At 65.4% G+C, this 13,023-nt stretch carries 11 protein-coding genes; 5 read left to right on the forward strand and 6 right to left on the reverse strand.

Annotated elements, in window-relative coordinates:
- Positions 1-1,158, reverse strand: a complete 1,158-nt coding sequence (locus ACN9MX_RS16375) for a sensor histidine kinase (RefSeq protein ID WP_363832470.1) — start codon at positions 1,156-1,158, stop codon at positions 1-3.
- 20 nt (positions 1,159-1,178) lie between these two features.
- Complete coding sequence (locus tag ACN9MX_RS16380) at positions 1,179-1,994, reverse strand: universal stress protein (RefSeq protein WP_363832468.1); 816 nt, start codon at positions 1,992-1,994, stop codon at positions 1,179-1,181.
- A 111-nt stretch (positions 1,995-2,105) separates the two neighbouring features.
- Between ACN9MX_RS16380 and ACN9MX_RS16385 the strand changes: the two genes are divergently transcribed.
- The 3 genes from ACN9MX_RS16385 to ACN9MX_RS16395 all read left to right on the forward strand — a co-directional run bounded on the left by ACN9MX_RS16385 (position 2,106) and on the right by ACN9MX_RS16395 (position 5,816).
- Positions 2,106-2,468, forward strand: coding sequence for a hypothetical protein (locus ACN9MX_RS16385; protein ID WP_133654858.1), 363 nt, complete (start codon positions 2,106-2,108; stop codon positions 2,466-2,468).
- Between the two features lie 115 nt (positions 2,469-2,583).
- The gene (locus tag ACN9MX_RS16390; RefSeq protein ID WP_363832467.1) at positions 2,584-4,734 is read left to right on the forward strand and encodes a TonB-dependent receptor; all 2,151 of its coding nucleotides are present in this window, start codon (positions 2,584-2,586) and stop codon (positions 4,732-4,734) included.
- Positions 4,734-5,816 (forward strand): PepSY-associated TM helix domain-containing protein, encoded by a 1,083-nt coding sequence (locus ACN9MX_RS16395; protein ID WP_363832464.1) that lies wholly within the window; start codon positions 4,734-4,736, stop codon positions 5,814-5,816. The genes ACN9MX_RS16390 and ACN9MX_RS16395 overlap by 1 nt, the downstream gene beginning before the upstream one ends.
- Positions 5,817-6,030: 214 nt before the next feature.
- On the opposite strand, the gene ACN9MX_RS16400 is transcribed toward ACN9MX_RS16395, so the two are convergent.
- Positions 6,031-7,530 (reverse strand): CoA-acylating methylmalonate-semialdehyde dehydrogenase, encoded by a 1,500-nt coding sequence (locus ACN9MX_RS16400; protein ID WP_363832461.1) that lies wholly within the window; start codon positions 7,528-7,530, stop codon positions 6,031-6,033.
- 98 nt (positions 7,531-7,628) lie between these two features.
- On the opposite strand from ACN9MX_RS16400, the gene ACN9MX_RS16405 reads away from it, so the two are divergent.
- Together ACN9MX_RS16405 and ACN9MX_RS16410 are read left to right on the forward strand one after the other, a co-directional pair.
- Positions 7,629-8,549 (forward strand): LysR family transcriptional regulator, encoded by a 921-nt coding sequence (locus tag ACN9MX_RS16405; RefSeq protein ID WP_363736843.1) that lies wholly within the window; start codon positions 7,629-7,631, stop codon positions 8,547-8,549.
- A gap of 187 nt (positions 8,550-8,736) precedes the next feature.
- Complete coding sequence (locus ACN9MX_RS16410; RefSeq protein ID WP_363832459.1) at positions 8,737-9,381, forward strand: class I SAM-dependent methyltransferase; 645 nt, start codon at positions 8,737-8,739, stop codon at positions 9,379-9,381.
- A 40-nt stretch (positions 9,382-9,421) separates the two neighbouring features.
- Here the strand turns inward: ACN9MX_RS16410 and ACN9MX_RS16415 are convergent, their stop codons facing one another.
- The 3 genes from ACN9MX_RS16415 to cysD are packed head-to-tail and all read right to left on the reverse strand — an operon-like array spanning position 9,422 to position 12,992.
- Positions 9,422-10,171, reverse strand: coding sequence for a 3'(2'),5'-bisphosphate nucleotidase CysQ (locus tag ACN9MX_RS16415; protein WP_363832702.1), 750 nt, complete (start codon positions 10,169-10,171; stop codon positions 9,422-9,424).
- Between the two features lie 2 nt (positions 10,172-10,173).
- Positions 10,174-12,081 (reverse strand): sulfate adenylyltransferase subunit CysN, encoded by a 1,908-nt coding sequence (gene cysN, locus ACN9MX_RS16420; protein ID WP_133654853.1) that lies wholly within the window; start codon positions 12,079-12,081, stop codon positions 10,174-10,176.
- Positions 12,081-12,992, reverse strand: coding sequence for a sulfate adenylyltransferase subunit CysD (gene cysD / locus ACN9MX_RS16425; protein ID WP_363736908.1), 912 nt, complete (start codon positions 12,990-12,992; stop codon positions 12,081-12,083). The genes cysN and cysD overlap by 1 nt, the downstream gene beginning before the upstream one ends.
- Between the last annotated feature and the right edge of the window lie 31 nt (positions 12,993-13,023).

The raw sequence follows: 13,023 nt of genomic DNA on the forward strand, positions 1-13,023 counted from the left end.
CTAGTCCGCTGCGTCCAGGGTGAAGTGAAAGGCCGTGCCGCCCCATTGCGACGGTTCGGCCCAGATCCGGCCACCATGGCCCTCGACAATGGTCTGGCTGATCGAAAGGCCGACGCCCATGCCGGACGGCTTGGTGGTGGTGAAGGGGGTGAAGAGCGTGCGCGACATTTCCGGCGCCAGTCCCGGTCCGCTGTCGGCGACGATCACTTCGACCCGGCCGGCATCGGTCGGGGAAGGGGCCGGGATGGCGGAGAGGCGCAGGATGCGCGCAGGGCTGCCGGCCATCGCCTCCACCGCATTCTTCGTGAGGTTGATGATGACCTGCTGCAATTGCACCCGGTTGACCAGCACCTTGTCGACGCGCGGGTCGACGCTGATGTCCATGTCCAGGCCCCGGCTGTCGACGCCGATGAAGGCCAGTGCCGCCCCCTCCGCCAGCAGCCCGCGCAGCGCTTCGGGCTGGCGGATGGTTTCGCCGCGCCGGATGAATTCGCGCAGCGACCGGATGATTTCTCCGGCGCGCAGGGCCTGGCTGGCGCTTTCGGCCATAGCCTCACGCAGCAATTCCCGGTCCACAGGCGCGTCGGCGTCGAGCATGTCGCGTCCCGCCTCCAGATAATTGGCGATCGCGGTCAGCGGCTGGTTGAGTTCATGCGCCAGCGCCGACGCCAATGTGCCCATCGCCGTCACGCGGGAGGCATGGGCCAGTTCCGCCTGCAGGTCCGCCACCCGCCGCTCGGCCTGCTGGCTTTCGGTGAGGTCGCGGATGAAGCCGGTGAAAAGCGGTCGCCCCTCATCCTGGACCTCTCCCACGGACAGTTCGATGGGAAAGGTCGAGCCGTCCCGGCGCCGCGCGCTCGTCAGCCGGCCGATGCCGATGATCCGCCTTTCCCCCGTTTTCAGATAATGGTCGATATAGCCGTCATGCCTCTCCCGGTCGGGGGAGGGCATGAGCATCGAGATATTCTCGCCCAGAACGTCGCTTTCGGCATATTGGAACATGCGTTGCGCCGCCGCGCTGAACGACACGATCTGCCCGCGCACGTCGATGACGATCAGCGCATCGGGCACCGTCGCCAATATGGAGCCGAGCAGCGCCTGTTCGAGGCTGTGCTCGCGCTGGGTCAGGCCATCGGTTTCATCGTCCGCTACCGCCATGCGCCCACCATGCCGCGCATTCAATGCGCCAGCAAGAGCGGAACATGGACTTCGCGCAGCATGGCGCGGGTGACGCCGCCAAACACCATCTCGCGCAACCGGCTGTGACCGAAGGCGCCCATCACCATCCATTCAGGCTTCAGCACGCCGATGGCCGCCTTCAACGACGCCTCTATGGTGCGGCCGTCCTGCGGCCATGTGTGCAATTGGCATTTGATGCCGTGGCGCGCCAGATATTCGGGCGCGTCCGTGGCCGGGAAGGGATATTTGCCGGCTTCCTCCACCGTAACGACATGCACTTCCTCCGCCAGTTTCAGCAGCGGGACGGAGAGGCGCAGCGCGGTGGAGGCCTCCTGCGAACCGTCCCACGCTATCAGCGCGCGGCCCGTGACGGGAAAGCTTTTCGCCTCCTGCGGCACGGCGATCACCGGAACCCTTCCGGCGAGCGCCAGATCGGCCGCCAGGTGCAGCGGGTCGGCATATTCCCGGCGCGGTCCCGACGGCAGGGTGACGATGATGCCGTCGGTCAGCGTTGCGGCGGACAGCAGGCCATGGACGACATCGCCCTCCACATGGCGCCAGTCCCAGCTTACATCCTCGCGCCGGAGCCGATCCTCCACGCGCATTCGCGCCTTTTCGTCGATGTCGTACAGTTCCGCCATCATCGCCGGGGCCATGGAGGCGCCGCCATACATGTCGGCCGCGACGAAATTGGGCATGGCCGTCACCTGCACGCAGTGAATATGCGCATTGGATGCGCGGGCGAGATCGCAGGCCGCCTGGAGGCGGCTTTCCGCGCCAAGATCTTCATGAATGTGCAGCAGGACCGATTTCATCGTCTGTCTCCCGGCAAGCGTATCTTCCATCTGGCTAGGGCTGCCGTGGCGCGGTCGCCATCAGGAATAATCCTTATATCTCTTTTCGCTGCGGAATCCGATGCCATTCCCATGAGTTGGACCACCATACGCCTCGAACTTGCCCGGACGGCGGGTTTTCCCAACGGATCGGCGGCGCGAAGCTATGTGCTGCGCCTGCCGCTCAGCACGGGCGGGCTGATCGATGAACGGGAATATCGCGTCAATCCCGAACTGGCGACGGCGCGGCGCTTCTGGCCCAATGAGCCGGACCGGCACGGCACGCTGCTGCACACCCGGCAGGGCTGGGCGCTGTCCTGCAAGCCGGGAGAGGCGGATGACGAGAAGATCTACCGGCTGGAAGCGCAGGCCATCCAACTCGGGACCTGTCTGACCCTGACCGATCCAGACGGGGAGAGCCTGCCCTTTGTGGTGAAGGGTTTCTGTCCGGCCTGATGATCGGAAGGCGCGTCGGTGCAAAGGCGGCAAAGCATTTGCTCGTTAATACTGCTAATGACTTGCAACATCCCCTTCTTTTGGCTAGCGGGACGGCGGCTTTAAGGGGTGATGCATGCCTATTCGTTCGTCTGTCCTGCTTGTGACCAGTACGCTTGCTCTGTTGAGTCCCTCCGCGCTGGCCCAGTCCCGACCCGCCGCAGAGGATGGCGGCCCGATCATCGTGACCGCCGCGCGCACGATCCTGCCGGCCAACGCCCTGCCGTTGACCGTCGACGTGATCGACCAGGAAACGCTCAACCAGCAGGTTGCGATCGGCGGGTCCATTGTCGATGCGGTGTCGGCGCTGACCCCTTCCTTTTCGCCGACGCGGCAAAAGCTGTCTGGCGCGGGTGAGACGCTGCGCGGCCGATCGCCGCTCTACGCGATCAACGGCATACCGCAGACGGCGCCGTTGCGGGACGGCGCGCGCGATGGCTTCACCATCGACCCGTTCTTCATTGATCGGGTGGAGGTGATCTATGGTTCCAACGCGCTGCAAGGGATCGGCGGCACGGGCGGGATCGTCAATCAGGTGACCGTTGCGCCGCCCCGGAACGACGGATTGACCGGCCGGGTGCTGGTGCAGGGCAATGCCGACACCGGCTTTCACGGTGACGGCATCGGCGGCAAGGTGGCGGGGCTGGTCGGCTGGCGCTCCGGGCGATGGGACGCGATGGTGGGCGCAGCCTATGAGAAGCGCGGCGCATTCTATGACGGGCATGGCAATCGCGTCGGCACCGACCTGACGCAGGGAGAGACGCAGGACAGCCGGAGCTGGTCGCTGTTCGGCCGCTTCGGCTACGCGCTGAGCGACAGTGCGCGATTGGACCTGACCATGAGCCGCTTCCAGTTGAAGGGGGAGGGCGATTACGTCGCGGTGGACGGCAATTATCGCATCGACCGCCCGACAAGTTCGGTGCGCGGCACGCCGCCCGGCGTTCCGGCCACCAACCGCACGGAAAGCGCTGCGCTTACGCTGACCGACAGCGCCCTGTGGGACGGCAACTTCATCGCCCAACTTTTCTTCAACCGCTCGCGCGACACCTATGGCGGGGAGGTTGCGCCGATCGCCAGTTTTCAGGATCCGCGCATTGCGCCGGTCGGCACCCTGTTCGACCAGTCGCAGAATCGCAGCCGCAAATATGGCGGCAAGATCAGCTATGAACGCGCCATGCCGGGATTTGAGGCGCTGACCGCGACCATCGGCTTCGACGCGCTCTATGACCTGACCGAGCAGCGGCTGATCGCGACGGGCCGGAGTTGGGTGCCGCCGACCGATTATCGCAGCCTCGCGCCCTTTGCGCAGTTCAACCTGGCATTGTTCGACAAGAAACTGCGCGTGGCGGGCGGCGTCCGTCATGAGGATGTGCGCATCAGCATCGATGACTATCACACCCTCTGGACCTATGGCGGCGGCGTCGATGTCGCAGGGGGCAGGCCGACCTTCAGCGATACGCTGGTCAATGGTGGCGTGATCCTGGAACCCTGGACCGGCATCCGCGCCTATGCCAGCTATGCCGAGGGTTATACCGTGCCCGATGTCGGCCGGATCGCCCGTGCCGTCGCCGCGCCCGGCGTCGACATAGACGATTATGTGAACATCAGCCCGATCGTGTCGAACAACCGGGAGATCGGCTTTGAAGTGAAGCGCGGCCCGATCGATGCCAGCGCGGCCTATTTCTGGTCGACCAGCAAGAACGGGTCGCTGCTGGTGCAGAGCGGCGGCGTGTTCGAGGTCCAGCGCCAGCGGGTCGAGATACAGGGGCTGGAACTGAACCTCTCGGCCCGGACGCCGCTGCCGGGACTGACCCTCTCGACCGGCTATGCCCATCTGATCGGCCGCACCGACGGTTCGGACGACGGGATCGACAAGGTTGACCGCGATCTGGACGGGGCGAACATCTCGCCCGACCGCCTGAACGTGGCGGCCAGCTATGTGCATGGACCCGTTTCGGCGCGCATCCAGACGCAATTCTTCCTGTCGCGCCAGTTCGAACGGACGCCGGGCGCTTATCCGCCGCTCTACAGGTTCGACGGCTATGACGTGACCGACCTGTCGCTGCGCTATCAGACGCGTTTGGGGGCATTGACGCTGGCGGCGCAGAATATCTTCGACACATTCACCATCGATTATTACAGCCAGACCGTCCGTCCCAGTGACAATGCCCATTATTTCGCGGGCCGCGGCCGCAATTTCACCCTGTCCTGGGATTATCGCTTCTAGTGAAACTGATCGACACCCTCCACCGCTGGACCGGCGGGCTGATCGGGTTGCTGCTCGCGCTTCTGGGCCTGAGCGGCGCGTTGCTGGTGCATAAAAATGCCTGGACGCTGGCGCCCCATGCCGGCGATCCGCGGGTGGAGGACGTGCGCCAACTGGCCGAGGTGACGCAGCGCCTCATGGCCGATCCGGCGATGCGGCCGCAGTCGATCACCTATGCGTCCGACGATTTCGGGCTGCTCAAACTGCTGTTCGACAATGGTCGCGGCGCCTATGCGGACCAGCAGGGTGCCGTGGTGATGCGGTGGAGCAGCCAGTGGGAGCGGCCCGAACTGTGGCTGTTCGATTTCCACCACCATCTCTTTTCCGGCGAAACGGGCGATTGGGTGATCGGTATTGCCGCGCTTTGCGGGCTGTTCTTCGTGTTGACCGGCTTCATCCTCTGGTGGCGGACGCGGCGGACCTTCGAATGGCGCCTATGGCCGGCACGGATGAGCCGCCCCGCGATCGTGCGGCATCACCGCGACCTGGGCATCATCGTCGCGCCCTTGTTGCTGCTGTCGCTGGTGACGGGTGCCGTCCTGGTGTTCCGTCCCATGGCGGCGTTGCTGTTCGGGCCGGGAGCGCCTGCGCAGATCGACAAGGCGCTGGCTCCGCCCCCGCCCCGCAATGCCGGGCTTGCCGGAAGGCTGGACTGGGCGGGCATGATCATGACGGCCAAGGCGCGCTTCCCCGATGCGGAAGTGCGCAGCCTCAGCCTGCCGCGCAAGAAGGGCGGTCTCGTCACGCTTCGCATGCGGCGGCCGCAGGAATGGCTGCCCAATGGCCGCACCACCCTCTGGTTCGCGGCCGACAACGGCATGCTGGTTGCCGCGCGCGACGCCTCGACGCTGCCCACAGCGGTGAAGGGCTATAATCTGCTTTACCCGCTCCATGCGGCGAAAGTCGGTGGCTTGCCCTTCCGGCTGCTCATGACGCTGTCGGGTTTGGCGCTGACGCTGCTCGGCTCGCTGACTGTCTGGACGTTCTGGTTCAGGCGTCCCGCCCGGCCTGCACGGCCGCGTCAGATCGCGATCAGGACATAGGGACGGTCGAACCGTTCCGAAGGGACAATTATAGACCGGAACACCGCCGGGCTTGCAGAAGATGTCCAGATCCCTGGTCGGCCGCATGAAGGGGATGCCCGATCCCACCAGATGCGCCAGGCTTTCCGCGTAGAATTGGGCAGCGTCCGGCGACGGGGCGAAGGTGACGGGGAACGGGCGAGCGGTCGCTTCCGTTCCCCGGCCGGGCGGAGGCCTATCTCATCGTCGGGATGACGAAGCTCTGGTCGATCACCGCACCGCCGTCGGGCCAGCGTTGGGTGATCTTCTTGGTGCGGGTGTAGAAGCGCACGCCGTCCATGCCATATTGGTCGAGGTCACCGAACCCGGAACGTTTCCAGCCGCCGAAGCTGTGATAGGCGACCGGCACCGGGATCGGCACGTTGATGCCGACCATGCCGACCTCCACATCGGCGGCGAACTTGCGGGCATAGTCGCCGTTGCGGGTGAAGATGGCGACGCCATTGCCATATTGATGCTGCGAGGGATAGCTGAGCGCCTCCTCGAAGCTGTGGGCGCGCAGGATTTGAAGGACAGGGCCGAAAATTTCGTCCTGATAGCTCTTCATCTGCGGCGTCACCCGGTCGATCAGCGTCGGGGCGAGGTAGAAGCCCTGCTCATAGCCCTGGAGCGAGAAGCCGCGCCCGTCGACCACGATTTCCGCACCTTCGTCGGCGGCCATCTGGATATAGCTTTCGACGCGGGCCTTGTGCACGCCGGTGACGAGGGGGCCATATTGCGCGTCGGGATCGGTCGGGATGCCGGGGCGCAGTGTTTCGATGGCGTTCAGCAGCTTGGCGCGGAAGGCGTCCGCCGTGGCTTCGCCCACCGGCACCACAACGGGCAGCGCCATGCAGCGTTCGCCCGCCGAACCATAGGCCGCGCCGACGATATCGGCGACCGCCTGGTCCATGTCCGCGTCGGGCAGGATGATGCCGTGATTCTTGGCGCCGCCCATCGCCTGGACCCGCTTGCCGTTCTGCGCGCCGCGGGCATAGACATAGTTGGCGATGTCGGAAGATCCGACGAAGCTGACCGCCTTGATCGCCGGATGGTCGAGGATGGCGTCGACCATTTCCTTGTCGCCATGGACGACGTTCAGGATCCCGGCGGGCATGCCGGCCTCTATGGCGAGTTCGGCAAGGCGCACCGGGACGGAAGGGTCGCGTTCCGACGGCTTCAGGATGAAGGCGTTGCCGCAGGCGATGGCCATGGCGCTCATCCAGAGGGGGATCATGGCGGGGAAGTTGAAGGGCGTGATGCCCGCTGCGATGCCCAGCGGCTGGCGCATGGAATAGACGTCGATGCCGGGGCCGGCGCCCTGGGTATATTCGCCCTTGAGCAGATGGGGGATGCCGCAGGCGAACTCGACGACTTCCAGGCCGCGCTGGATGTCGCCCCTGGCGTCGGCCACCACCTTGCCATGTTCGGAGGAGAGGAGGACGGCCAGTTCGTCCATATTCTGTTCGATCAGTTCCTTGAAGCGGAACATCACGCGGGCGCGGCGCTGGGGATTGACGGCGGCCCATTCGGGCTGGGCGGCGAGGGCGGAATCCACCGCCTTCTGGAGATGGGCGGCGGTGGCGAGTTCGACCTGCGCCTGGACGGTACCGGTGGCGGGATCGAGCACGTCGGACAAGCGGGCGCCGGGGAGCGGGGCGGATTGTCCATGAATGAAATGAGTAATCGAACGCATTTTCCGGTTCCTCTCCTGCGGGTGGATGGCTTTGCTATAGACCCGCCAGCTTTGCGGATATACGGGTATGTCGACACATTTGTTGTGCGGATTTGCCCATGCTAAATTCCGATGAGCTGCGCCTGTTCCTGGCCGTGATGCGGGAGGGCAACATGCTGGCCGCTGCCCGCAGGGTCGGCGTTGACCATAGCACGGTTGCCCGGCGCCTGACCAATATGGAGGCGACGCTGGGCGCCCGGCTGTTCGATCGCAGCCCGCGCGGGGTGACGCCTACGCCCGCCGCCTTCGCACTGGTTTCCCATGCCGAGCGGATAGAGAGCGAGCTGCTCGCCGCGATGAGCAGCGTCGCCGGGCGCGACCGGGAAGTGGAGGGGACGGTGCGGCTCGCCACGCCGGAAGCCATTGCCAGCCATCTGATCGCCCCCAATGTGGCGGCCCTGCGCGCGCGCCACCCGCGCCTGACGCTGGAGCTGGCATCCGAAAGCAAGGTGGCGAGCCTGTCGCGGCGCGAGGCGGAAATCGCCGTGATGCTGAAGCCGCCGCCCCGGGGCCGCTTCGTGACGCGCAAGCTGGCCGATTATCGCCTCGGCCTTTACGCGTCCAAGGCCTATCTGGAGCGGGAAGGGGCCCCGGCGACCCGCGCCGACCTCAGCCGCCATGTCTTCGTTTCCTATATCGAGGAGCTGGCCGGCTTTGCCGAGATGATCGCCCTCGACCAGTTGCTGCCCGGCGCGTCCATCGTCTTTCGCGCCAGTTCCAGTGCGGCGCAGCATGCGGCGGTGGCGGCGGGCATGGGGCTGGGCGTGCTGCACCGCTTCGCGGCGGCGGAGGATGAGCGGCTGGTCCAGCTTTTCCCCGAGTCGACGCCGGAGTCGATGCCGGGGTCGATGCCGGGGTCGATGGAGGTCTGGCGCAGCTATTGGCTGGTCATGCATGCCGATCTGCAGAGGCTGCCTCGCGTGCGCGCGGCCGCCGATTTCCTGGACGAGGTCATGCGGACAGTGCGGGACCGGCTGTAGGACGGATCGATATCAGCGCTGACGGCCTGCAAATGGCGGCCTTTCGCGCTTCCGGTGCGTGCCGGGCGTGGCAGATCCTGATCCAGTTAAGGCGATTTTCCAGGAACCCGGTCCCGATCCCGCGGGTTTTCCAGGCAGGCTGCAACGCGCTGATTGCGGCATCACGGCATGGGAGAGTGGAGCAGTCGTGGCGATATCGTTCGAACATCGGATGGCGCGGGGCGCATGGGGTGAAGCGCAGGGCCGCGGCACGGACCATCTGGCTCTCGCCTTTCGCGAGTTCTTCAAAAATCCGCTGGCGGTCGGCTCTGCCTTTCCCGCTTCGCATGGCCTTGTTGAAAGGATGCTGGCCCCGATCGACTGGAGCCGGATGGAATGCGTCGTCGAATATGGACCGGGTACGGGCATCTTCACCCGTGCCCTGCTGGATCGCCTGCCCGCCCATGCGCGGCTGCTGGCGATCGATACCAGCGCGGGCTTCATCGATCATCTGCGCAGGGTGACGCCGGACGGGCGGCTGGTCGCGGTCGCCGGTTCGGCCGATGCCGTACGCGGCATCATGACCGGTCACGGGCTGGGCCGGGCGGACTGCATCCTGTCGGGCCTGCCCTTCTCCACGCTGGCGCCGGATCGGGCGGAACGGCTGATGAAGGCGAGCGCCGGGGCTTTGGCGCCTGACGGGCGGTTCCTGGCCTATCAGATGCGCAAGGCCGTGCTCCCCCTGCTGGAGCGGCGTTTCGAGACGGTCGAGACGGGTTTCGAATGGCGCAATCTGCCACCCTGCCATCTCTATTGGGCGACGCGGCCGCGCTCCCTCCTTCCCTCCCCTTGAAGGGGGAAGGGACGATTTTGCTCTTTCCGCGTCCGGGGCTTCAGTCGCCGGTGGGAGTTAGAGCGGCGATGAGGTCCAGCACCCCCTGCGCATGCTCCTTCCGGCAGATCAGCAGGTCGGGCAGATAGACGTCCTCCTGATTATAGACCAGCGGCGATCCGTCGATGCGGCTGCAATGCAGGCCGTGGGCGAGCGCCACGGCGACCGGGGCGCAACTGTCCCATTCATATTGGCCGCCCGAATGCAGATAGATGTCGGCCTGCCCCAGGATCACCGCCATCGCCTTTGCGCCCGCGCTGCCCATGGGGACGAGCTCCGCGCCCAGCCTTTCCGCGACGGCGACCGCTTCGGCGGCCGGGCGGGTGCGGCTGACCACCATGCGCAGCTTTTCCGGCGCGGGCGGAACGGGGCGGGGCTGGTCGGTGCGCAGCACGACGCCGCCGTCCAGTCCGGGCAGCGCGACCGCGCCCACCGTCGCCACGCCGTCCACCGACAGGCCGACATGCACCGCCCAGTCGGCGCGTTCCTCCCCATATTCGCGCGTGCCGTCGACCGGATCGACGATCCAGACGCGCGACTTTTCGAGGCGGGAGCCGTCGCACTTCATCTCCTCCGACAGCAGGCCGTCATCGGGACGCTGTTCGCGCAGGGCGTGGACCAGGAACTGGTTGGCGGTCTGGTCGCCCGCCTTGCCCAGCGCCTTGGCGCCGAGCAGGCCGCTGTCGCGCACCGTGAGCAGCAGGCGCCCCGCAATGTCGGCCAGATGCGCGGCAAGATCAGCGTCGGACATGCTCATGGGATCAGCCTCGCGATGATGGCTTCGGCCGCTTCCTCTGCGGTCATGGCCGTGGTGTCGATCCGGATTTCCGGATCCTCCGGCGCTTCATAGGGGCTGTCGATGCCCGTGAAGTTCTTGAGTTCGCCCGAACGCGCCTTCCTGTAGAGGCCCTTGACGTCGCGCGCCTCCGCGTCGGCCAGCGGTGTGTCGATATGCACCTCGATGAACTCGCCGGGCTTCATCATCTGGCGCACCATGTCCCGCTCCGCCCGGAAGGGGGAGATGAAGGCGGTGATGACGATCAGGCCCGCATCGGTCATGAGCTTCGCCACCTCGCCCACGCGGCGGATATTTTCCACCCGGTCGGCGTCGGTGAAGCCCAGATCCTTGTTGAGGCCGTGGCGCACATTGTCGCCGTCCAGCAGGAAGGTGTGGCGGTTCATGCGCGCCAGCTTCTTTTCGACGAGGTTGGCGATGGTCGACTTGCCCGCGCCCGACAGCCCGGTGAACCACAGCACGGCCGGCTTCTGATTCTTGAGGTTGGCGTGGAATTCGCGGGTGACGTCGGTCGCCTGCCAGTGGACGTTCTGCGCCCGCCGCAGCGAGAAGTGCAGCATCCCCGCCGCCACGGTGGCATTGGTGATCTTGTCGATCAGGATGAAGCCGCCCAGCGTGCGGTTGGTTTCATAGGGTTCGAACACGATCTGCCTGTCGGTCGACAGATTGGCGATGCCGATGGCGTTGAGGTCCAGCGTCTTCGCCGCCAGATGCTCCATCGTGTTGACGTTGACCTGATATTTGGGTTGCTGGATCGTGGCGGTGACGGTCTGCGTGCCGAGCTTCAGCCAATAGGGGCGGCCCGGCAGCATTTCCTCGTCCGCCATCCAGACGATCGTCGCCTCGAACTGGTCGGCGGCCTGCGGCGGATTGTCCGACGCCGCGATCACGTCGCCGCGCGAGCAGTCGACTTCATCGGCAAAGCACAGAGTGACCGACTGCCCGGCGACCGCGACATCCAGGTCGCCGTCAAGCGTGACGATGCGGCTGATCGTGCTGGTCTTGCCCGAAGGCAGGACGCGGATCGCGTCGCCCGGCCTGACCGTGCCGGTGGCGATCTGGCCGGAAAAGCCGCGGAAGTCGAGATTGGGGCGGTTGACCCACTGGACCGCCATGCGGAAGGGCTTTTCCTGATCGGAGACCTGGTCGACCTCCACCGTTTCCAGATGCTCGATCAGCGCCGGTCCCTTGTACCAGGGCGTGTTGGCCGAAGGGCCGGTGATATTGTCGCCCCTGAAGCCGGAAATGGGCATGGCGGTAAAGGCCTTGATGCCGATCGACTGGGCAAATTCGGTATAGTCCTTGACGATGCCGTCGAACACCGCCTGGTCATAGTCGACCAGATCCATCTTGTTCACCGCCAGCACAATGTTCCGGATGCCGATCAGATGGGCAAGATAGCTGTGGCGGCGGGTCTGCGTCAGCACGCCCTTGCGCGCGTCGATCAGGATGACGGCGAGGTCGGCGGTGGATGCGCCCGTCACCATGTTGCGCGTATATTGTTCATGGCCGGGCGTGTCGGCGACGATGAACTTGCGCTTTTCCGTCGCGAAGAAGCGATAGGCGACGTCGATGGTGATGCCCTGTTCGCGTTCGGCGGCGAGGCCGTCGACCAGCAGGGCGAAGTCGATCTCCTGCCCCTGGGTGCCCACGCGCTTGCTGTCGGCCTCCAGCGCGGCGAGCTGATCCTCGAAGATCATCTTGCTGTCATAGAGCAGGCGGCCGATCAGCGTCGACTTGCCGTCGTCCACCGACCCGCAGGTGATGAAGCGCAGCATCGTCTTGTGCTGGTGCACCTCCAGATACTGGTCGATATCCTCCGCGATGAGGGCGTCGGTCTTGTAGATCACATCGGCGTCCGACATCAGAAATACCCTTCCTGCTTCTTCTTTTCCATGCCCGCGCCGCCGGCATCCTTGTCGATGGCGCGGCCCTGGCGTTCGGAGGTGGTGGTGAGCAGCGTTTCCTGGATCACCTCCGGCAGGGTCTTCGCTTCGCTCTCGACCGCGCCGGTCAGCGGGTAGCAGCCCAGGGTGCGGAAGCGGATCGACCGCATCACCGGCTCCTCGCCGGGCTTCAGGGGGAAGCGTTCGTCATCCACCATCAGCAGCATGCCGTCGCGCTCCACCGTGGGGCGCTCCTCCGCGAAATAGAGCGGCACGATGGGGACGTCGTTCAGGTGGATATATTGCCAGATGTCCAGCTCGGTCCAGTTGCTGATCGGGAAGACGCGGATGCTCTCGCCCTTGTTCTTGCGGGCGTTGTAGAGGTTCCACAGTTCCGGGCGCTGGTTCTTCGGATCCCAGCCGTGCGACGACGTGCGGAAGGAGAAGATGCGTTCCTTCGCCCGGCTCTTCTCCTCATCGCGGCGGGCGCCGCCGAAGGCCGCGTCGAAGCCGTAGAGGTTGAGCGCCTGCTTCAGCCCCTCCGTCTTCCACATGTCGGTGTGCAGCGGGCCATGGTCGAACGGGTTTATGCCGCGTTCCTGCGCTTCGGGATTGTGATAGACGAGCAACTCCATGCCCGATTCCCGCGCCATGCGGTCGCGCAGTTCGTACATCGCCTTGAATTTCCAGGTGGTGTCGACGTGCAGCAGCGGGAAGGGCGGCGGCGAGGGGTAGAATGCCTTGCGCGCCAGATGCAGCATCACGGCCGAATCCTTGCCCACCGAATAGAGCATCACCGGCTTCTCGGCCTCTGCCACGACTTCCCGCAGGATATGGATGCTTTCCGCCTCCAGACGCTCCAGATGCGTCAGCCTCTTCGAATCGATCATCATTCACCGCCTTGTGTTGTGACAGCCTGAT

Source organism: Sphingobium sp. R-21, assembly GCF_049913335.1.
Classification (GTDB): Bacteria; Pseudomonadota; Alphaproteobacteria; order Sphingomonadales; family Sphingomonadaceae; genus Sphingobium.

Bases quoted from the DNA above. Each gene is read 5' to 3' on its own strand.
- ACN9MX_RS16375 (WP_363832470.1), bottom strand. From the start codon at position 1,158: ATGGCGGTAGCGGACGATGAAACCGATGGCCTGACCCAGCGCGAGCAC.
- ACN9MX_RS16380 (WP_363832468.1), bottom strand. From the start codon at position 1,994: ATGAAATCGGTCCTGCTGCACATTCATGAAGATCTTGGCGCGGAAAGC.
- ACN9MX_RS16385 (WP_133654858.1), top strand. From the start codon at position 2,106: ATGAGTTGGACCACCATACGCCTCGAACTTGCCCGGACGGCGGGTTTT.
- ACN9MX_RS16390 (WP_363832467.1), top strand. From the start codon at position 2,584: ATGCCTATTCGTTCGTCTGTCCTGCTTGTGACCAGTACGCTTGCTCTG.
- ACN9MX_RS16400 (WP_363832461.1), bottom strand. From the start codon at position 7,530: ATGCGTTCGATTACTCATTTCATTCATGGACAATCCGCCCCGCTCCCC.
- ACN9MX_RS16405 (WP_363736843.1), top strand. From the start codon at position 7,629: ATGCTAAATTCCGATGAGCTGCGCCTGTTCCTGGCCGTGATGCGGGAG.
- ACN9MX_RS16415 (WP_363832702.1), bottom strand. From the start codon at position 10,171: ATGTCCGACGCTGATCTTGCCGCGCATCTGGCCGACATTGCGGGGCGC.
- cysN (WP_133654853.1), bottom strand. From the start codon at position 12,081: ATGTCGGACGCCGATGTGATCTACAAGACCGACGCCCTCATCGCGGAG.
- cysD (WP_363736908.1), bottom strand. From the start codon at position 12,992: ATGATCGATTCGAAGAGGCTGACGCATCTGGAGCGTCTGGAGGCGGAA.